The sequence below is a fragment of the Paenibacillus whitsoniae genome (assembly GCF_003955665.1).
Lineage (GTDB): Bacteria > Bacillota > Bacilli > Paenibacillales > NBRC-103111 > Paenibacillus_E > Paenibacillus_E whitsoniae.
In genome coordinates, this window is record NZ_RXHU01000003.1 from 18,571 (window position 1) to 39,323 (window position 20,753).

A 20,753-nucleotide genomic window follows, 5' to 3' on the forward strand; every position below is an offset into this window, starting at 1 on the left:
CCTTCATCTGTCATAACGGCTGCGATGGCTCAGCGCACATACTTCACCGCATTGATCGAGAATAGAATCGTTCCTACAACAACCATGACGCCTCCGATGGACACCACCGGGATGAAGGCCATGTTTCCGGATAACAGCATGCTGGCGAGCCCTGCCATCATGATCGGTATGCCGATCATATGCAGCCAGAAATGCCACTTGCCAAGCCTGGATGCCCCCGCAGCCGGAAATACATGATACAGTATCCCACCTAACGCCATGGACACCCAGCCAAGCAAATTCACATGCGCATGCACTGGGCTGAGCGTGTAGTTCTCCGATATAGACATGCCCATTCCCATCAATACCCCGATTACAAAATAAAACGTGGATCCAATGATCATTTTTCTCGACATTTGTCGCGCTCCTCTCGTGATTAGCCGTTCAAATAGGCTTTCATCAGCTTCTTCTCAACGTTCAACATTCGTGCTATTCGGTAAAGCGTGCCGAAAATCGCTTTCTGTACCTTCAGCGAAACGTTCGGCATGTAGGTTTCTCCCCAGTGGAAAAATACGGCGGCATCCAAAAGGCTCTTCGGAATACCGTTGCTGCGCAACTTCCCGTCGCGCGCCAATCCGTAGGACAGTCGCAAGAAATATTCAAAATACCGTGCCGGTCTGACCGTCGTCAGAAAGACGACCGGTTCCGTGCTGTCATTGTAAAAACGGTGAATCGAACCAATGGATGAAACCACCGAGTCTCCCGGCAGCAGCACGATCGTACGGCCGTCACAAACCATGCCCAGCTGTCCCTCCTCCACTTCGAATTGCTCGGAGAACGCGGTGTGATAATGAAGCGGAGTTCCCCCGCCAGGCTGCAGGACAACCCGCACCAACTCGTATTCTCCATCCGTCTCCGCCGAGGTTCTCACGAATGTCACCCGGTCTCCGATCATCGGATTTTCGATTGTCCGATGTTCGTCATAATCAAACATGCGATTATGCTCCTTTCTGAATTTGAATGCTGCGACATTCACTGTAACACCGGATTGCTCGGTCGCGATATTATACGGACGTATAGTTTTGAACGCCAAAAAACCAAGGAGTCAAGCGAACAGGCCGCTTAGCTCCTTGGTTTTTGAGAGATGAAATGAATTGCATTGTTTTTTACAATAACGACTTTGGCCTTGACGCATCAGGCAATGCCGGATTTTCCGACAAGCAGCTTGATCAATTGGCCACGGCCTTTCACGGACAACTTGCTATATATCGAGCTCACGTGCTTCTTCACTGTAATTTCACTGACATACAGCTCTGCGGCGATCTCGGCGTTAGTCAAACCGTCCAGTACGAGCGAGGCCACTTCCCGTTCCCGTTCCGTCAACCGGTCGTCCAACCCGCCGGGCACAGCCGCTCCGCCGGAAAATCCGCCTTGCTTCAGCAGAAACCCGAGGAAATCCTCCAGTTTCTCCCCGCGCGTATCCATCACGAAAGTCGGCGTCGGTGTTCGCCCGTCATAATTCTGATGCAGCAAACCGGGTACATCCTGGAATCCGAGCGCCCGGTGAACTTCGCCGAAGAATGGAGCCGGCGGCGGAGAAGCAACGAAGAGCCCTCCACGGAACATGTGCGAGAACATCAGGAATAGACCTTCCACGATCAGATCCGGATTGCTCCAGTCAGCAAAATCAATCGATCGAATGAACCACCCGGCTTGCTCGAGAGGCTGAACCTCAAGCTGCTTGTATTCAGCGGGCGGCAGCGAAGCCAGGTAGGGACCAGCGAACAGGTCGCCGCGCAAGTCATCTAGCGTCTTCACATGAATCGGAACGATCACCGCCAATCCGACGGCCTCACCTTCCGCGGATCTGAGCAGCATGACAGAGCGGGAATCCAGTTCAATCCACCTGCGCAAATCGAGGTTCTTCACCGCCAGCGTCATTCCTTCTTCTCCCTCGGTACTCTCGTATCGGGCTGACGTATCCGGGTCGATCACGGATAGCGAAAGCGGCGTGCCGGCATCTCTCCTTCTGTTCAGATAGCGTTCGCCCTCGTCTGCGTTATCTGCTGTCAGCGTTTCCCACGCATAGCCGCCCCGGGCTCTCACCTGAACGGACGTACGCACGAGCCCGCTTCCCGTGTAATAATACAGTTCCCCAACTTCCCATTCCGTGTTCCGGAAGACGGACGAACGACGAATGCGGGCCGCGAAGTAAAGCGCCGCTCTCCCCCTTAGATTCTCATAATAAGTTGGCATACGCTCCTCCAATTGCTTGCGCATGGCCCCACGCACCAAGTCGTGCAGCATCCAGCCCCGGTCCGTCCTACGGACGAACGACAGCCCGATCAAGCGCCCGAAGGCTTCGTCGTCGATTTCCTTATCCAATACATATTGCAGCAATTCGCGGTTTACGTGATGCAATACGGCAGCAGCCTCCACCAATTGGCGCAGCCAATCTTCCGGCACCTCCCGCAGCCAAACCTTCAGTAAATGTTCGAACCATTCCGCGTCGCTAGTTGGGCCGCTTGCCCAATCCGTTTGCGTGCCAATGAACGCGGCCAGCGACAGTGCAAGCGGGTGCCCGCGCGTCTTCATCTGAATGCGCGCAATCTGGTCGCCGTCCGTGATGCCGGATCGCCGGAGGTAATCTTCCGAAGCTGCGTCGCTTAGATGATCGAGCGGCATGTAGCAGATTTGCTCGCGCAAAGCCGGCACGACGATCCACTGATCCTTCAGCTTGTATCGGCCCGTGATCAGAACCAGAACGTTAGATGGCAAATGCTTGACAAATTGCTCCCGCAGCCATCCGTCCAGCTCGCTCATTTCCTCATACGTATCCAGCGCCACGATAACTTTCCTGTTTTCCGAGGTGCTGCGGATCTCGTCGTGGAAACACGCTTCCAGCGCATCTGATCTCCGCTCCAGCAAGCTGATGGAAGCATCCGTTCTTCCGGCCTGCAGCTGCCGGAGCAGCCGCCAGATGAACTGTTCGCTCGTGTGATTGAAATCCCGGCTGTCCACAAACAGCATCGTAGCGCCCGAGCGCTGCGCCATCCGGCGGTAGGCGTCAAGCAGAAAGCTTTTGCCGGTGCCGGCCGTGCCGTAAAGGTTCCAAATCCGCTTACCGTCGATGATTCCCTCCGCCAAATAGCGATTGAATCGCGCCAGCTCGCGGTCACGCTCTGCCATATATGCGTTATTTTGCTCCCCGCTGCTGTCCACCCTATAATCGATCACGCTCGCACCTCATCCCTATTACTGGAAATCCATTCGATTTATGCCAGTCTATGCCTCTCATTCTAAGGGGAAAACGGCTATCGGTAAACCCCTTTCTGAATGCAAAGAAGAAGCCCCCTCCCACGCAACTTGTGCGCGAAAAGGGCTTCCTTTATTTCCTATCCTTTATTCCATGACAAGCAGCGTAGCCGACTTCGCCGGCAGCGTGAGCGACAAGCCAGTGGATGTGCCTTGCACGTCGTCCGCCCGGTATAGACGCTTGCGTGATTCAAAACGATACACCTCTACCGTCTCCGCAAGGTTCAGATCTCCTGCCAGAGAGGCTTGCCGAGGCGCAGAATCTTTATTGAACAGCAGCATGAAGGTCTGACCTTGCGGCGATACGATTGTATAGGCGCCAACCGCGTCGTGGTTCGAACTGGCCGTGCTGACGACCTCTCCTTCCACTCGACTTCCGTGTCCGTCATAGTTCAGATACAGCTTGAACGCGTCCTCCAGCGGAGTTCCCGCCTCTAGTGCGCCCCATCGCATGGCGTAATCAACGCCTTCGCGGGCGAACAAGGCCAGCGCTTCCGCCTGGGCCAGACCGCTTCCGATCCCGCTGCCATCCCCGAAATTATACTCGGAGATGGACAACTTCATGCCCGGTGACGTGCTGTCAATCAACTCGTGCATCCGCGGGATGAGCCGCACCGGCTCCTGAATCCAGGAAGACGGATCGACGAAATTCGGATCGTATAAGGACTTGAGCGAGTTGAACCGCCGCTTCGTCATGGCAGGCGATTCATCGCTGGAGAAAGCGATGTTGTCTTCCGCCGGGTAATAGTGAATGTCCAGCGTATCGATCAGACGGCTGCCATTCTGTTGACGGTACGCTTCGTTCTTGCCGAGCAGCCATTCCAGGTACGGCTTGCCGTCATGCGCCGCCATATCCGGTCCCGGCGAGCAGCCGTCCGCCGCCGAGTAGAAGTATTCGCACCAGCCCCACGGAACAGGACCGAAAACGTTCGCCTGCGGGTCGGCAGATTTGATCGCTTGTCCGTATGCCTTCGTGTAATTCCACACTTCATCATACGTTGTCATCTTCGGATGAACGTCCCAGTGAGCATGGCCCCATAGCATCGGTTCGTTATCGAGCGCATAGTTGTGCACGGCATTGCCGAAACGGCTTTGCAAATGCGTAATCCAATCGGTGATGAACGCCGGCCCGACTTGCTTCGAAGTATCCGTAGGATCGTTGCCGGTCAAGTAGCTGCCGTCCTTCTTCTTCCCATTTCCAGCATCCGCCCTGCACCAGGCCTCACGCCAGTCGCATTCATTGCTTTGCTGCTTCCCGTATTTCTGTTCGGAGAAGCTCCAGCCGATCTCGCGGTTCTTCGGCGTCCAGCCGATCGTCGGGATCTGCAGCAGCACATCCGTACGCGCATCGATCGAATCGCGAATGAATTGGTCGGACAGTGACTCATTCGGCTGACCCGACGGCCCTTCATCATCGTACGGCACGTTCAAGAAGTACCAATCTCCGCCACGATTTGTCGTATTGAGCTGCCAGTTGTAGCGCGTCATCTGGTTGCCGCCCCAGCGCTTGATCGGCACGTCGATCTGCGAGCGGTTGTCGGAAGGTGAATCTTCAAAGTTGAGTCCAAAAATTCCCGGGCTGAGCGCACGGCGCGGTTGCGCCGAATCCACCGTCACTTGCACGGCTGGCAATTCCGGGGTGGGCAGCTGCACGACAGCCGCCGTCTTCAGCATACGAATATCGTCAAAATACACCGTTCCCTGATTTTCTTCCCCCCGCGCCGAAATGACGATGCCGTCAAAGCTGAGGGAGCTCATGCCCAAATCGGCGAATTTCAGCTTCACTTCCGTCCACTGGTTGGCCGGCACGCCCATGGGAAGCTGCTTGGACAAGTCGAAGTCGCCGACGAAATTGCGGCCATCCATCAGATTGACCTGCAGGTGCTGTCCGCCCCCAGAGCCCCCGTATACGTTCAGCGCTACGCCATAATAGTTCGTGAGATCCATGATCGTATCACGATGCATCCAGATGCCCTCATACCCCTTGGCCACAAAAGAAATCGATCGGCTGCCTGAGGCGGCCTGGGTTTGATCCCCAAAATTTTGCGTCCCCCAGCTCCAATCGGTGTAACCTGGCGCCAGGCGGTCGTCATAGACCGTCTCGGTTTCGTAAGGCGTCACTTGCACATACAGCGAGGCCGTCGCATCTGCGTAGGCGGCAGTGATCTTGGCCAAGCCGCTGCCAACTGCCGTCAGCACGCCTCGATCAACTGCAACCACGCTCGGGTCGCTGGACGACCAGGCAGCCTGAGCGCTCACATTGGCGCCCGATCCATCCGTATAACGAGCCTCGAATGTCACGCTCGAGACATCCCCCGGCGCCAGCACCATCCCGTACTGTGAGAGGACGCCCTCGACCATGGCCGGCGGCGCTACGTATTTCTCGAGCAGGCGAATATCGTCGAGGTAAACAGGGGATTGCGCCTCATCTTTCGCTCCCTGCAGCAGGATGCCGTCGAAAATGCCATTAGGCAATTGCAGCCCCTGCAAGTCGACCGTCACTTGCGCCCAGCTCTTCGCCGGAATTCGGCCGCCTTCAATGAAGCCGCCAAGGTTTACGCGCGCGGCGTCCCCGCCCCCGGATTTCATCACAAGCTCAATCTCCTGGCCGCCGACTGCGCCCCCGTTAATCCAGAAGACGAGCCGGTCGTGTTCTTTCACGTTCACCGCGCCGCCGCTATCCTTGTACATGTACAGGCCGCCCCGATTGCCAGGGTTGAAAGATACAGCGCTTTCCCCTGCATGCACGTAAGCCGTATCCTGCCAATTGTGCTGCGCCCAACTGTAATCCTGGAACATCGAATTCAGCGCATGGTCGTCATATACCGTGATGCCCGCTTCTGAGTCGTCAGGCGTACCCGCTCCGCCACCACCGCCATGGCTTCCTCCTTCACCTCCGGAGGGCTCCTCCTGTTCGTCCGGCACGACGACCGGATCGTCCCCTCCGCCGCTTGCCGGATCCTCACCCGCACCTTGGATCAGCACGATGTCATCCAAGTAAATGGCAGCTTGCGGGCCACTGGTGGTCCCTCGGATCAGAATGCCATCGAATAGTCCGCTAGTCACATACTGCTTCAAATCGACGGTCACTTTCTGCCAGTTGCCCTTGCCAAACACCGAAGCGCCCAGCGGCAGCGTCGCAACCGGCACACCGCCCGATTGCAGCACGAGCTCGAGCTGCTGACCGCCGCTCTCTCCGCCGTGCGCCCAAAATTCCATCACCGGGTAGTCGGCCGTTCTCAGTATGCGATCGCTGTACAGGTAGAGACCGTCATCACCATTCGGCTCCATACGGATTGAACGCTCTCCGCCGTGTACCTTATCCGACGCGGACATGTCAATCTGCGCCCAACTGTAGTCGGAGAACGCCTCGTGTAAATGATCGTCGTAAACGATCTGTTCGCCTGCCGCCGCTGCCGCCCGCTCGGGTGCAATTCCGAGCCCGGCGGTGCTTGTCCATGCAAGCAGAACGGATAAGATTAGCCATAAGTTCGATTTCATGCGTATCTGTTGAATACCGATTCCTGATTTCACCGCATAGCCTCCAGCACATGTTTAAATTAAAACGACAACCTGCCGGCATTTGCCAACCGGTTGCCGCTTCGTACATCAATTTAACATGCGCTCACGCGTTGGCGGAATTATACGTTCGTATACTTTCTTGAGCAGCGGGGCTACGAACGAATGATTCAGAACCGGCATGGTCAGCTGATCAGCGAATTCACGCCTACTTCCGCTGTGACGCGGCATATGCCTCGTTATATTCGGCGATCATCTGGTCGCCGCCGTTCTTGCGCCAGCGCTCGATCTCCTGCTGGTACGCCTTTTTGTCCAGCTTGCCGAGCATATAATTGTACGTGGCGTCCGAGACAATTTTGTACAATTCGACACCGCGTTCGTCGTACGTCTTCGATTCCAGCCCCACCATCGGGTCTTTGATGATATATGTCTCATTATCGAGGCTCAGACTGTCCGCCATCTTCGACAAGGACTCGCTCTCCGACACCTGAAGCACGTTCGGGTTGCTAAGATCCGCGATCATCAGCGCATAGAGCGCGTTGACTTCGTTGGCCCGCACTTTCGATGTCTCTTCGGAAAGCAGCACTTTGCCTCCGCTCATCGTGTAGTGGCGGCCCTCGAGGCCGTATTTCATCAGATTCGCAACATCCTTGTCCATTGTCCGATCAAAAAACTGCAGCACCTGCTTCAGCTCCGCCTCGGTGCGGATCGCTTTTTTCGAGAACAGGTACAGCGCGCTGTAATTCGGAATTGACCAGACGTGGAAGCCCGTCGGCCCTTTAATCTGATTGACGAGCGTAAATTTCGCGTTCGGATTCATCATCTGCGCCTCATCCGACAGCCGCTGCGCGTCCTGCATACTGCCGATGTACACGCCCGCAATGCCGCGGATCAGCTTATCCCGCTGCACATCCTTGCTGGTCACGGCGAAATCGGAATTGATCTCCTTTTCCACGTACAGCTTGCGCATGTAATCCATGGCGTCCATGTACGCCTGCGTCTCGAATTCAGGCACGACTTTGCCGTCCGCAATGCCCCAATTGTTCGGCGCGCCGAAGTAGGAAGCGATCGTCTTGAACGCGCCAAAAACCAGGTCATTCCGATCTGTGAGGCCGATCGTGTTATCCTTACCGTCGCCGTCGGGGTCGCTGAAGGTGAACGCTTTGAGTACCGCATACAACTCGTCAAGGGTTGTCGGCGCTTTCAGCTTTAAGTTGTCCAGCCAATCCTGGCGGATAATCAAGCCTTGCCGCGAAGACGGGCGCTCGGTGTAGAGACCGTAAATTTTGCCGTCGACGGCCGTTTGAGACAGGATTTCCTTATTCAGCCTGCTCAAGTTCGGGTATGCGGACAAATAGGGTCCAATATCCCAGAAGGCGCCGGAGCGGATGGAATTTTTCATTAGCAAGTAATCGGTATATTTGACGTATGTCGCCTTTTTCAGCGAGTTTGTGGTGAGGGCGGTGTTCATTTTATCCGTATAGATGCCGTCCGGCACCCAATTCACGTCTAGCTTCGTCTGCGTCAGACCCTCGATTTCCTGGACAAGCTCCGGAAGCGGTGGATGCGGAAAATGCAGCGGCGCCATAATTGAAATGACCGGCCTGCCGTCAGATGTCGCTTCGGGCTTTACCGCCCCACTATGCTTGCACGCACTCAGCAATGTCCCGGCAATCGCCAGCGCCAGCCCTGCCTTAAACCATCCCATCCCTTTACGCTGCTCATCTCTACTCATTCTGTCTCCTCCTTGCAGCTATGCTTCATCCTGCGTACAATCAGTCTATCTGAGGAAATGATTATCCCCTGAGAAGATGATTATTGCTCTGAGGCGAGCTACTGACTACAATACATAGATAGCCCGATTTTCTGAAGATAGGTGTTGACTTCGATGCGCTCCTTGAGTTTTCTAAGCAAAATGACGATATTCGGCTTCCTGCTCAGCACGCTTCCTGTAATTTTTATCGGCGCCTTCGCATTCGTGACATCCTCCAGCGAGATCCAAAAAAATGTCAACGAAGGCAAAATGCAGTTAATCAGCCAAATCAACTCCAATGTAGAGCAGAAATTAACGACTGTCAACCACACGATGAATCAAGTCATTAACTCGACTGTGCTCAAAAAGGCGATGGAAACGCCACTAACTGTAAACGATTTCATGATGTACGACGATATTCGCAGCGAGATCCGGTATATGCAATCGTTCGATACGAAGCTCGAAGATGTTATCCTGATCAACGCCAAGATGAACTGGATGATCAAAAATTCAGGCCTCTACACCTACGACAGCTACCCGTACCACCAGAACCTCATGGCGCTGATGAAAGCCGAGAACAGCACATGGACGCTGATTCCGTCCCAATGGTTCTACACAGAAGAAAATGCGCGAAGCGTGACGTGCGCCTATAGCATTTCTCTGGTTAAAAAGCTGCCGACAACCGGCCTCGACCAATACGGCCTTGCGTTGGCCAACATCCCTGTCTGTTCCTTGCAGGATCTGATCCAGAGCGACGCTCCGCATCCCGATGACATCGTCATTGTGGACGAATCGCAGCGCATCATCATGAACAAGGACCCGGGCATGATCGGCAAACCGATTACCGCCATCGGACTAAGCAAGCTGGAACCGCTTGAAGAAGGCAGCGGCCAATATCGCGCCGACATTCAGGATATGCCGTATTCCGTAACGTTTTTGCGCTCGCATCTTACGAACTGGACGTATTTATCTTTAACGTCGATCGACAGTTTGACGCAGGAGTCGGCCAAAATCCGGACCGTCACGATCTACATCTGCGTCCTGATGCTGCTTATCTCCATGCTGCTCGCATGGCTCATTTCCCGGCGCATGTATTCGCCGATTCAATTGCTCGTGAATCAGATCGGCGCGCTCGTCAGCGGCAATCAGAAGCGCAAGGCGAACGAGTTCCAAATGATCAGCGAGCAGGTGCACACGCTCTTCCAGTCCAAATCACAGCTTGAGCGTGAGGTCCATCAGCATATCGGGCAGGTGCGCACGTTCTTTCTGATCAAGGCGTTCCAGGGACACATTAAGCCTGGCGAACTGCTGGAAAAGCTTGTGCAATTCGGCTACGGTACGCAAGTAGAAGCCTGGAAGGTCATGTCCGTCCTGACCATCCAGATCGATTCCATCGACAATACGCGGTATGACAAAAAAGACATGGAGCTCCTCCTCTTTGCTGTTCACAATATGCTGGAGGAATTGATTTCAAGTGAACAGCGGATTGCGCCGATTATGATTGATCAAACGATTGTGACGCTGATCGGTTCGTCGGACACCGACGAGGCCGTATTCCGCACGACGGTGTTTGCGCTGACGGAACAGGTGCAGCAGCACATTTTCAGCTTCCTGAAGCTGCATATTTCCATCGGCATTTCGCTGCCTTTTCACAGCTTCCCGCAAATGGCGCTGGCCTACCGAGAGGGTCTGGAAGCGCTCAAGCACCGGATCAAGCTGGGCGAGGGCATCATCATCCAGTACGAGAACATCAACTCGGGCAAGCACTACTTGAACTTGAACTATCCGAAGCCGCTTGAGCACGAGCTGATGGACAGCATCAAGTTGGCGGAAAAAGATAAAGCCCGCGAGCTGCTGAAGCAGCTGCTGACCGCCGTGTTCTCTGCTCCGCTGTCGCCGCAGGAATATCAAGTGCCGCTGGCGCGCCTGCTGAACAACCTGCTCATTACGATGCAGGAATCGGGCGTCGCCCTGAATCAAATTCATCCAAACAAAGGCTCGCTGTTCGAGGAATTGCTCGGCCTGCACATGGCGTCCGAAATCGAGGACTGGTTCTGGGCCGAGGTCATCCACCCGTTGATCCTCATTTACCGCGACCGACAGGATGCCCAGTACCACAACATTTCCGAGAAAATCATCGATCTCGTGCAGCGCTACTACGACACCGATCTCACGTTGGAGGAGTGCGCATCGCGGCTTCATTATAATGCGAACTATTTGAGCAGCATTTTCCGCAAAGAGACGAACTGTTCGTTCAGCGACTACCTCTCGAATTACCGGTTCAACATGGCGAAAAAGTGGCTCTCCGAGACGGATCTGCCGATCAAGGACATCTCTTCGAAGCTGCGGTACAACAACTCGCAGAACTTTATCCGCTCTTTCCGCAAGCAGGAAGGCATCACGCCGGGGCAGTACCGCGAGAGACAAAAAGACGGCGGCGAAGGCAGTTCGCCGGACGCGACGTAGGGGTGGCGGGAGCGCAGCGCAGGTGATGGGCGAGCCCTTCGCGGCAGAGGACGGTGCGGCGGGCGATGGACGGACGTGATGAGCGCTGAATTGAGGCGACGAGTGATAGCAGCGCGGATGAGCCGTGAGCTCGGCTGACGGACAGTGGCAACCCACGCGAGGCGTTCTGCAGATAGTTCATGGGCTTGTAACGGTTACCACAGTGCTTATTTGGCCCAAAGTGCTCCATTTCAAACTCTAGCGGTTGCCACAGTGCTTATTTGCCAAAATATCAGCGAAATCAGTCTGATTTTTGCTAATAAGCTCTGTCATAACCGTTAGCGCTAGAAACCACGCGATTTCGCACACATAAGCGCAGTGGCAACCGTTACGTGAGACGCGGGACGCAGCACGGCACGGTGCACTTTGCACGGTGAACGGGCAACGGGCAGGCGATGGAGCAGGCCAGATCGAGTTGCAAAACTACAAAATAGCAGGAATTTCCTGCCATCCTCTTCTGATTTGGCCAAATACCTGCGAATCTGCAGGAATTTTTGGCGAGAACTACCTTTGGCGGCGAGTTCAGCCTAAAAACCTTCATTATCGCAGGTATCTTGTACAAAGCGCCTCTTTTTCGAAAAATTCCTGCCTTTTCGCAGGAATTCGTGCGCTCACCTCTCCCCTCTCCCCGCGGTAGAGGTCTGAACTCCCGTTTCCGCTCCGAGCCTCCACCAGCGTACAACAAAGAACCCGAGACCTATGATGGTCTCGGGTTCTTTGTGCGCTGCTCGGCGTAAGCCAGAAGCTCGATAAACGGGATTGTGTAGAACATGCGGTCACCGACGGCCGTCTCCTTAAAGCCCGGCAGGCTGCGCCAACGGGAGACAAGCTTTCGCAGCTCAGCATGCTCCGGGGAGGCCCAGAACTGGATCGTTTCGACTGCCGGGTTATCTGTCTGAATCTGCTCCAGAAATGCCGCCATCGCTCTGGCAAACAAGCCTGTGCTTCGGTACGCCTCCAGCAGAAATGCAACCTCGATCTGACAACGGTGGCGATCTTCGTAGTCGTGCTCACCCGTGCCATATACGCAGCCGGCCGCCCCGATATAAGCGTAGCTTCCCTCGTCGAGAATAAGCATCGTCCTGCCTAATTGCAGCGGACTGCACATGAACGCGAGCTTCATGGCAAACGGATACGGCAGGTTCAGCGAAGCGTGATACTCCAGCAGGAACCGGGCATAGGCCTCGTAATCCATTTCAAATCGGCAGGGCCGAAACAAAAAGCTCATTAAACCGGATTCGCCCGCAGATTCTCGTTGCTTTTCACGATTCTGCCAAAGCCGCTGCCTTTCTTCGATCCCTTATCGATAGTTGGAGGAACTGGAAACATGCTGCTCGCCTCCTTTCATAGGTCAATTTTCATACTTACCTCCATTATACCTCCTAGAATTTGGACAGGAAAGCCTTCAATTCGCTAATTTTCACGAGATAGCGCACCTCTCGTCCTAGGACGCCCTCAATTTCCGGTCCCGCTTGAGCGAATTTCCCATACAAGCGCCGCAAATACGTATTTTCGGCCAATGTCACGATGTGCACCTCCTCAACCTCGGGATGATGGGCTGCGAGATGTTCGGCCAGCTCGGCAAGCCCGGACAAGAACAGCCGGCTGCCCCGGAGGCTGCGATCCGCTATGGCCAGATCAAGGAGCACCGTCTGCCGATCCTTATAGTCCTGCTCCGGCGTCCCGTGAAAGTAAGCGACCGCGCCGGCGATGCTGCCATCCGCCAGCTTCGCTTGCAGAATGCGCCCGTCCGCGATGTAGCTGTAGAGCGCCGTTACCGCGTAAATTGTGGCATAGCTGGGATGGAGATCGCGCCGGTGCGCCAGGAAAAAAAGCCCGAACCGCGCGAAATCCTCATCCGTTTCGCAAAATGAAAACGTAAAGTCCGTCATGCTGCATGCCTCCTCCCTCATCTATAACCGATCGGCCAGCGTCCGCTCCAACGTTTGAAGAATCTGCGGGTGCGCCGCCGTCAGCCGTTCGAACGCTTCGCGCCGGATTGACAACAGCACGGCCGGCCCCATCGCCTTAACCGTCGCGTTCCGCGGCGAATTGCGCAGCAGCGCGATTTCGCCAAAGTGATCGCCGTCCTGCAGCACGGCTACGCGGACATCGCCTTGGCCTGGGATCTGCTTCCAGATGCCTACCTTGCCGCGCACGATTATATAGCACCGCTCACCCTGTTCGCCTTCGCGGACGATCACATCGCCCTCTTGGCAAGCCTCAGTTGTAAATAAGGAAGCAAGATCGCCAAGCAGCTCCTTGGCAATCCCTTCAAAAAACGGCAGCCTCGCGAGCCTGTCCGCCTCGACAGTCGCATGCAGCCCGTCCTGGGAGACGTGGAAGCCGGTCTGCTTGGCCCACAAGGCGGCGTAATGCCCTTGCCGCTGGAGCAGCTCGCGGTGCGTGCCCCTTTCCACAATCTCGCCGTCCTGAAAAACAAAGATCGCATCCGCATGCACCGCCGATGCCAGCCGATGCGTCACCGAGATGACGGTGCGCTCGCCCCGGCTCATCTCCAGCAGCGCGTTGATCTCCGCCTCCGTCGCGGGATCCAGGGCGGCGGTCACCTCGTCGAGCAGCAGCAGCTTGGGCTTCCTTAGCAGCGCCCGTGCGATCGCCATGCGCTGACGCTCGCCGCCCGATAGGGATCCGCCTTCCTGCAGGATCGGTGTGTCATACCCTTGCGGCCAGCTCAGGATGCGTTCATGGATGCGGGCCATCTTGGCCGCCTCCACCATCTCAGCCTCCGTGGCGCCGCTGTCCAGGAGCAGGTTCTCGCGCACGGTCGCGTTGAACAGGAACGTCTCCTGCGCGACCAGCCCGGCAAGCCGGCGCAGCGATGCTTCGCTCGCCTGCCGCAGGTCCGTGCCGCCGACCAACGCCGCACCGGCGTCGGGGTCATAGAAACGCGCGAGCAGCTGCAGCGCGGTACTTTTGCCGGAGCCGCTCGCCCCGACGAGCGCGGCGTATCCGCCTGCCCCCACGTGCAGGCTCACGTCTTTTAACTGCTTGGCGTCCGCGGTATAGCCGAACGTCACACGATCCAGCCGCACATCCGGCAGCCGGTCCGGCAAATCCGTCGCGAGATCCGCCTCCATCACATCAGGCTGGACGTCCAAAATTTCCTCCACACGGCGAAAACTCGTGCCCGCATCGATAATCGTCGGCAGAATCGACGACAGGTTCGTACCCGACTGTCCGACGGACAGGAACAGGGTGAAGAACGCCATAAAACTGCCCACCGAAATCTCATCGTGAAAAATGAGATAGCCGCCGAAGCCGATCATGATGCCGTTCAAGATAAGCAGTGCCGTCAGCGGCAGCCGCTGCAGCCAGGCGCTCGCCATATGCAGGCGAAAGCCGCGCGTAAACAGCTCGTCCATCTGCCGCCCCGCCCGCTTCTGAAAAGCGGCCTGCTGATGCAGTCCTTTAATCGCCTTATGGCCTTTGACCATTTCGTCGATCATATTGGCGAAGCGTTCCTGCGCCTCTTTGAAGTCAACGTTCGCCGCCTCCGAGCGCCCTTGCAGCAGCCGCGGCCCGGCAAACATCAGCGTAGACCCGACCAGCATCGCCAGCGTCAGCTTCCAGTTAAGCGAGAAGAGCAGCGCAAGCCCGAGCAGCACGCTGAATATTTCCCGCAGCAGGAACGGGTACGCCAATCGGACAACGCTTTCAATCGCCCCCATGTCCGACGCATAGCGCGTCACCAGGTCGCCCGTCTTGAACCGCTGGTAGAAGGAGAGCGACTGCTTTTGCATATGGTCAAAAAGCTTCCCCCGCAGCGTCCGGACAAACCCGCCGCTCAGCTTTGCAATTGCGTAATCGCCGCCGGCGCTCGCGCCGATATTGACTACCCCGCCGATAATCAGCGCCGAGAGAATCAGGATAAACGCGTGGAGATCCTTCGGCGTAAAGGCATTGTCCACCAAATATTTCAAGCTCAGCGGCGCAGCGACCGCATATACAATTTCAAGTAAGATGCCGAGAAGAAAAAGCGCCGACAACCCTTTATGCCTCGCGCAAAACCGCAGCATTTTCGATAAAAACGGCACTGGCTTACACCTCCGATACTTCCCTGGCCGTCGATGTGGTCGACTGCTCAGGTATGCGCCCTTTTAGAGTACCGCGTTTGCGCTGGACTGTAAATCGTTAATGGGGTGAAGGAGGCAAAGACAAGTTTTGACAGCGGTTAGGCAGGATTTTGAAGATCCTTGTCGAATGACGTCTTTATTCATGAACATCCCATCAATGAGCCAAAGGAGTGCCGAATGAGAGCGCAATCGGAAGGCAGCGTGCGTCACGGACGGTTTAAAATAGAAAGTTTACTCGTAGGATTGATCGCCTTCACGCTCATCGGATCGACGGCCATTTTGGCGGCGGTATCCATTCATCAGCAGAACACAACGTTAACCAAAACGACGCTGCAGAAAAACTTTGAAGCCGCACGGAACCTCGCCATCTCGGCCAATACGATTAAGGAGCTCATGTTTGATAAGCTGGGCGCAATGGCTCTTTATTGGACTGAACAACGGCTGCCAATTGGCGAAGAGGCTTCACCGCTGCTTGGCAAACTGCTTGTGGGGGACGGAATGTTTGGCGGCGCCCTTCTCGTCAGCGGAGCAGGCGACGTACTCGTCACGACACCGGAGACAGGCTTCGCTGCCGGCGATCACCTGGAAGAAGCGGCTGATCTTTCCTTCACGGGCCGCGAAACAGGCCCATGGATGTCTGCGCCGTTCGTCGCGCCGAGCGGGCATCGAGTTGTACTCGCTCTGCATCCGTTGAAGTCCGGCAACTTGCAATCGGCGGTCTATCTTGCAGGTCTTATCGATCTGCAGAAGAACAACGTATTTTCTAACCTATTCATCCACACAATTAAAAGCGAGCCGGGCACATACGCCTATCTGATCGACGGTACCGGTGCGATGATGATGAACGCCCAAGAGGATCGGGCGAGTGAAGTGCTGCCGGCGGCTGCGCTCCTCTCGACGTTCGGCGGCGGGCACCCGGGAGATCAGCCGAATCCTCCCGATCGACAGGGCGTGAAACGGGAACGAGGGGGACCGGAAGGGGCCCTGAGACCCGATGGCCCGCGCGAGCGCCCGATGCCGATTCCGCCGGGCGGCGCAGGAGGACCCGGTGGGCAGCCCGGACCTGGAATCGATGGCGGACCTGCGCCCCGCGGAGCGATCCTCCAAGACGGCAACGGTAAAGATGTGTTCGTCGGCTACCTGCCTGTGGGAGATCTCCGTTGGGGGATGGTCGTTCAGTCGCCGGCCGAAATTGTCACTCATGCGAAGCGCGAGTTCCTCGCGACCCAGTTGAAGTGGAGCATCCCCCTGATCGCCGCATTTTTGCTCCTCAGCCTATGGACGGCCCGCAAGCTGGCCGCTCCATTTGCCAAGCTGACCGAGGCTGCGCGAAGCATCGCAGCGGGAGATCGGTCAGGTCATCCGCCGTTCGAGAGCCACTGGAATTACGAAGCCCACCATTTGGCGCGTGCTATGATGACTGCCGTGCAAGGGCTCCAGAGCCGAGCGGAGGAAATGAGCCTTCAGGCTCGTACTGATCATCTGACTGGGCTGATGAATCGGGGAGGATTAGACGAGTGGCTGAACACCCACGGCAACGATAAGTTCGGATATGCGCTCCTGATTATCGACATCGACCATTTCAAAAACGTCAACGATACGTTCGGGCACCAGACGGGAGACGAAACGCTCATTCATCTCGCGCACATCCTAACGACGATATGCAGAAAAACAGATCTTGCCTGCCGGATCGGCGGAGAGGAATTCGTCGCCCTGCTGCCTGGCGAAAGACTGGAAGGCGCTTCTTTGGTCGCGGAGCAGCTGCGAAGCAAAGTCGAAACCACGATCAGCCCCACCGGGCGGCCGATCACCGTCTCGATCGGAATCGCTTGCTGTCCGATACATGGGGAAGATTTCGAAACCCTTTTCCAACGTGCAGACGAAGCGCTTTACGAAGCAAAAGGAACGGGCCGGAACCGCGCCGTCGCTTATGGAGGTCGTATCACATGCTGAAAAACGCCGTTATACGCCTCTTTGGTAGGGGCATATAACGGCGTTTGTGTTCCATACATGATAAAAAAGCGATGCGCACTTACTCGCCCGCCATAACCGCCTCTTTTAACGCAGCACGATTGTTCCACAAGAAGGAAACCACATGCTCGCGCTCTTCGAAAAAGGACTCGTCCTCATCCCGGTAGTCTTGTCCAACGCCATGCACGCTGAAACGGTCGCCCTCGTAGCCCATGAGTGTCCATTGCCCGCCGCGCTTCCGGTCTGCGAAGACCAGATACAGCTTCTTGCCAACCTCGTCATACGCGGCGTAGGAAGAAAAGTTGTCCAAAATCAAGCTAATGTCGTCTTTCTTTTTGATTTGCATGATCTGATCTCCTTTTTTTGGTTTTTTTCAATCGTACCCGAAGATTTCTGAAAAGTTTGTCAATTGATCGGGTCGAAGGATAGGAGATTTTGCCGAAAATCATACGGGGACGACCGCCATGCCCAAGATCGAGTGGCTCCGAATCGTCACAGCGCACCTAGACGTTTCTACCGAAGAACAGGCCTAACCTGTGAAAAGGCCGTCCCGCGCTGCTTACGCAACGGGACAGCCCTTTTACTTACCGCCTATAAGCCGGCGGCGGCCCAAACCTTATCGAACGCAGCCTTCGAGCGCTGCGCCAGTACGTCCGGCGCATCCGTCGGCGGCGTCGCCGTCAGGATCTCCTGCGCGACGGCGCCTGTGTAGCCGATGCGCTGGAGGCCTTGCAAGAAGCCGGCGAGGTCGATGACCCCCTCGCCCGGGTACACGCGGCCGTTGTCAAGCACCTCGGCCACCGGCACATCCGGCGCGTCGTTGATGTGGACGTGCACGATCTGCTCGGCGCGGAGCTTCTCGATGTCGGCCACCGTCAGTTCGTTCGTGTACCAGTGGTACGCGTCGAACAGCAGGCCGACATTCGGCTCGCCGATCGCGCCGATCCAATCTAACGTTTCATCCAGCGTCCAGATGAACGGGTTGGCCCAGCGGGTCCGCAGGTGGTGCGGACCGACGAATTCGAGGCCTAGGCGGATGCCATAGGCGCCGAGAATTTGCGCGCAGGTGCGCAGCCTGCGCGTCGCCAGCGCCATGAAATGCGCGGCGCTGTGGTCCGTTGACGGCAGCACGTACGTACAGCAGCTCGTGCAACCGAGCGCTGCGGCAGCCTGTGCGGCCTGAGTCAGCTTCGGAAGCCCTTCCTGGAAGGCTTCCTCGGTTGTGCGCCACTCCACGGGCAAACCGATGGAGCCGATGACCAGTCCGCGCGACTTCAGCAGCTCGCGCGCGCCCTCGACGGTATGGCTTTCGACCAGCGCCAACGCGTCGACGTCGACGGCCTGAAAGCCATATTTTGCCGCAAGTTCAATCAGTTGTTCATTGCTTTCGATACTTCCCAGTCCTGCTCTTGACAGCCCTCTAAGCACGGCGATTCCTCCCCCATCTGGATTAATCCCAGTTCAGTTTCACTTCATTCCCCGTACGCGACGATTCATAGATCGCATCGAGAATCAGATTGTTCGTGTAGCCGGACAGCGCCGATGTAATCGGCTGTTTGCCCTCACGGATGCAAGTGAGGAAGTGACGGCTCAGACGCAGACGCTCGCCTTCATCGTTATCCGGTTTCGCCAAGTCTGCTTCCATCGGACGGTTGAATTTTTCGGTCAGGAATTTGCCCTTGCCTCCCTTGTAGCTTGCGCCGCCTTCGGAGCCCATGAGATGAACGAACGGTGCGTTATCCGTGTCCATATGTACCGCCCAGCTTACTTCGAGCGTCAGCGTTGCGCCGTTATCCATCCGGATCAGCGCCGTCGCCAAGTCCTCAACGTCATAGTAGCCGTCCCAGTTCGGCTTGCCCCACGTGCCGATGCCTTTGCGGGCAGGCCCGAATTCCGCGTACGTCGCGCCGACGACGGAAACCGGCTTTGGATTGCCCATCAAGTAGAGCGCAAGATCCAGCATATGCACGCCGATATCAATCAGCGGGCCGCCGCCGGATTCATTCATGCGCGTGAACCAAGTGCCCCAGCCCGGGATGCCTTTGCGGCGGAACCATCCGGTTTTGGCCGTATAAATTTTGCCCAGCTCGCCCGCTTCCACCTGCTCCTTAATGAGCATCGGTACGGCTTCCCAGCGCATTTGGTGCGCGATCATGACGGTGACGGGGCTAGCTTTGCTCGCTTCGTAAATCTCTCTTGCCGCAGCGCTGTTAAGGCCCATCGGCTTCTCTAACAGCACGTGCTTGCCGGCTTTGATCGCCTGCACCGCAAGGGAGGCATGATATTGATTCGGTACGCCGATGATCACCGCGTCCACGTTGTCGCTTTGGATCAGATCTTCCGGTGTAGCCGGGACGTTCGGGATGCCGAACTCCTTCGCTTTCGCTTCCGCGAGCGGCAGGTAGGCGTCCGTCACCGCTGTAATTTCGCACTCCTCGGCCAGCTTTGAAAATTGGGTCATATGCACGCCGCCGATATTGCCGGCTCCGATGATGCCGATTCTGATTTTGTTACCGCTTACCATTTGTAAATTCCTCCTCATGACCTTGCATTCGATGAACTGCTTTTTATGATAAAATAAGGACAACTGAAAGTCGTACCGTATTTTCGGAAAATGTCCCATTTTTTCGAAGGAGCCTGCGCCCTTATGACCTATTTTCCCGAGTATTTGAAAACGTATCCCAATATGGATTCGGGTTTTCCTTTTCATATCAGCAAAAACACACTCCCACACGGCTTCCGTGCCCATCGCCATGACTATTTGGAGTTCTCGTACGTGGTCAGCGGCCACGGCGGAGAAATGATTAACGATGTTAAGCATGCCATGATGCCGGGCACCTTCACGTTCGTGCTGCCGTATCAAGTGCATGAGATTTTCACGGAAGCGGGCCAGCCGCTGGTGTTGTATAACTGCACGTTCAGCATGGATCTGCTGCTAGAGCCGGGGGCGGATCAGGCGTTTTCGGACTTTTTCAACGATGGGATCGGGCTCCCGCCATACGCCCAGTTGGAAGGCGCGGAGCAGACGCTGATGGAGGCTTTGGTGGCGGACATGTACAAAGAGTATGCCGGCAACGAGCGGCATCGGCAGACCCTGCTGAAGGCGCGGTTAAAAGAAATTCTCATCCGCTTCGATCGCATCCGCTCGCGGGAGGCGAAGGTCACGGTTGTGGAGAACGCGCCTGCGGTGTTGCCGACGCCCCACGCATCGGCTGCATCAGCTGCGGGTCGGACCTCCCCGTCGGTGTGGCCGATCATCCACTACATCCACCGCAATTATCAGGAGGATCTTGCGCTGTCGGACCTCGCAGCACGCTTCTCGCTGAGCGTTTCACGCATCAGCGAGGTCATTAAGCAGACGACCGGGCAGACGTTCGTCCACTTCTTGCACGACCTGCGGCTGCGGCACGCGTGCTCGCTGCTCGTGTCGACGGATATGAGCGTCACGGAGATCGCGCTCGAGGTCGGGTACGGCTCGTACAAGACGTTTTCCCGGATTTTTCGGGAAAGCAAGGGTGTCGTGCCGAAGGAATATCGGCGAACCGAGCACGGGCGGCAGGCTGGGCCGAAATAGCGTGTGCCGGGCGGCAGCATGCGCGTAGATTTGCTTGGTG

The 20,753-nt window shown here is 56.4% G+C and carries 14 protein-coding genes; 3 read left to right on the plus strand and 11 right to left on the minus strand.

All coding sequences use genetic code 11. The features are described 5' to 3' along the window. Positions 1–29 precede the first annotated feature (29 nt). The 5 genes from EJQ19_RS00445 to EJQ19_RS00465 all read right to left on the minus strand — a co-directional run bounded on the left by EJQ19_RS00445 (position 30) and on the right by EJQ19_RS00465 (position 8,548). The gene (locus tag EJQ19_RS00445) at positions 30–395 is read right to left on the minus strand and encodes a heme-copper oxidase family protein (protein WP_126139241.1); all 366 of its coding nucleotides are present in this window, start codon (positions 393–395) and stop codon (positions 30–32) included. A gap of 20 nt (positions 396–415) precedes the next feature. Then, positions 416–973 carry a cupin domain-containing protein gene (locus EJQ19_RS00450; RefSeq protein ID WP_126139242.1) on the minus strand — a complete coding sequence of 186 codons (558 nt, stop codon included), beginning with the start codon at positions 971–973 and terminating at the stop codon, positions 416–418. A gap of 200 nt (positions 974–1,173) precedes the next feature. Next, the gene (locus EJQ19_RS32310) at positions 1,174–3,216 is read right to left on the minus strand and encodes a LuxR C-terminal-related transcriptional regulator (protein ID WP_241242661.1); all 2,043 of its coding nucleotides are present in this window, start codon (positions 3,214–3,216) and stop codon (positions 1,174–1,176) included. Positions 3,217–3,381: 165 nt separating this feature from the next. Further along, entirely contained in the window at positions 3,382–6,828 is a 3,447-nt protein-coding gene (locus tag EJQ19_RS00460; RefSeq protein ID WP_126139243.1) for a glycoside hydrolase family 44 protein, read from the minus strand. A gap of 193 nt (positions 6,829–7,021) precedes the next feature. Then, positions 7,022–8,548, minus strand: a complete 1,527-nt coding sequence (locus tag EJQ19_RS00465) for an extracellular solute-binding protein (protein WP_241242662.1) — start codon at positions 8,546–8,548, stop codon at positions 7,022–7,024. Between the two features lie 153 nt (positions 8,549–8,701). Here EJQ19_RS00465 and EJQ19_RS00470 point away from each other — a divergent pair, with 153 nt between their 5' ends. Beyond that, a complete protein-coding gene (locus EJQ19_RS00470) occupies positions 8,702–11,032 on the plus strand; it encodes an AraC family transcriptional regulator (protein ID WP_126139244.1) in 2,331 nt (776 codons plus the stop codon). 736 nt (positions 11,033–11,768) lie between these two features. Here the strand turns inward: EJQ19_RS00470 and EJQ19_RS00475 are convergent. The 3 genes from EJQ19_RS00475 to EJQ19_RS00485 all read right to left on the minus strand — a co-directional run bounded on the left by EJQ19_RS00475 (position 11,769) and on the right by EJQ19_RS00485 (position 15,129). After that, complete coding sequence (locus EJQ19_RS00475; RefSeq protein WP_126139245.1) at positions 11,769–12,299, minus strand: hypothetical protein; 531 nt, start codon at positions 12,297–12,299, stop codon at positions 11,769–11,771. A 154-nt stretch (positions 12,300–12,453) separates the two neighbouring features. Further along, the gene (locus EJQ19_RS00480) at positions 12,454–12,963 is read right to left on the minus strand and encodes a hypothetical protein (RefSeq protein WP_126139246.1); all 510 of its coding nucleotides are present in this window, start codon (positions 12,961–12,963) and stop codon (positions 12,454–12,456) included. Between the two features lie 21 nt (positions 12,964–12,984). After that, positions 12,985–15,129 carry an ABC transporter transmembrane domain-containing protein gene (locus EJQ19_RS00485; protein ID WP_126139247.1) on the minus strand — a complete coding sequence of 715 codons (2,145 nt, stop codon included), beginning with the start codon at positions 15,127–15,129 and terminating at the stop codon, positions 12,985–12,987. A 216-nt stretch (positions 15,130–15,345) separates the two neighbouring features. Here EJQ19_RS00485 and EJQ19_RS32315 point away from each other — a divergent pair, with 216 nt between their 5' ends. Beyond that, on the plus strand, positions 15,346–17,121 hold the full coding sequence (locus EJQ19_RS32315) for a diguanylate cyclase (protein WP_241242663.1): 1,776 nt from the start codon (positions 15,346–15,348) through the stop codon (positions 17,119–17,121). Positions 17,122–17,200: 79 nt separating this feature from the next. Here the strand turns inward: EJQ19_RS32315 and EJQ19_RS00495 are convergent, their stop codons facing one another. The 3 genes from EJQ19_RS00495 to EJQ19_RS00505 form a co-directional block, all read right to left on the minus strand. Then, positions 17,201–17,485, minus strand: coding sequence for a hypothetical protein (locus EJQ19_RS00495; protein WP_126139248.1), 285 nt, complete (start codon positions 17,483–17,485; stop codon positions 17,201–17,203). 245 nt (positions 17,486–17,730) lie between these two features. Continuing rightward, positions 17,731–18,567, minus strand: a complete 837-nt coding sequence (locus EJQ19_RS00500) for a sugar phosphate isomerase/epimerase family protein (RefSeq protein WP_126139249.1) — start codon at positions 18,565–18,567, stop codon at positions 17,731–17,733. A gap of 22 nt (positions 18,568–18,589) precedes the next feature. Then, positions 18,590–19,663, minus strand: a complete 1,074-nt coding sequence (locus EJQ19_RS00505; RefSeq protein ID WP_126139250.1) for a Gfo/Idh/MocA family protein — start codon at positions 19,661–19,663, stop codon at positions 18,590–18,592. A 123-nt stretch (positions 19,664–19,786) separates the two neighbouring features. On the opposite strand from EJQ19_RS00505, the gene EJQ19_RS00510 reads away from it, so the two are divergent. Next, a complete protein-coding gene (locus EJQ19_RS00510; RefSeq protein WP_126139251.1) occupies positions 19,787–20,713 on the plus strand; it encodes an AraC family transcriptional regulator in 927 nt (308 codons plus the stop codon). Positions 20,714–20,753: the final 40 nt, after the last annotated feature.

Bases quoted from the DNA above. Each gene is read 5' to 3' on its own strand.
- EJQ19_RS00465 (WP_241242662.1), bottom strand. From the start codon at position 8,548: ATGAGTAGAGATGAGCAGCGTAAAGGGATGGGATGGTTTAAGGCAGGG.
- EJQ19_RS00470 (WP_126139244.1), top strand. From the start codon at position 8,702: ATGCGCTCCTTGAGTTTTCTAAGCAAAATGACGATATTCGGCTTCCTG.
- EJQ19_RS00450 (WP_126139242.1), bottom strand. From the start codon at position 973: ATGTTTGATTATGACGAACATCGGACAATCGAAAATCCGATGATCGGA.
- EJQ19_RS00495 (WP_126139248.1), bottom strand. From the start codon at position 17,485: ATGCAAATCAAAAAGAAAGACGACATTAGCTTGATTTTGGACAACTTT.
- EJQ19_RS00505 (WP_126139250.1), bottom strand. From the start codon at position 19,663: ATGGTAAGCGGTAACAAAATCAGAATCGGCATCATCGGAGCCGGCAAT.
- EJQ19_RS00475 (WP_126139245.1), bottom strand. From the start codon at position 12,299: ATGAGCTTTTTGTTTCGGCCCTGCCGATTTGAAATGGATTACGAGGCC.
- EJQ19_RS00445 (WP_126139241.1), bottom strand. From the start codon at position 395: ATGTCGAGAAAAATGATCATTGGATCCACGTTTTATTTTGTAATCGGG.
- EJQ19_RS00480 (WP_126139246.1), bottom strand. From the start codon at position 12,963: ATGACGGACTTTACGTTTTCATTTTGCGAAACGGATGAGGATTTCGCG.
- EJQ19_RS32315 (WP_241242663.1), top strand. From the start codon at position 15,346: ATGAGAGCGCAATCGGAAGGCAGCGTGCGTCACGGACGGTTTAAAATA.
- EJQ19_RS00510 (WP_126139251.1), top strand. From the start codon at position 19,787: ATGACCTATTTTCCCGAGTATTTGAAAACGTATCCCAATATGGATTCG.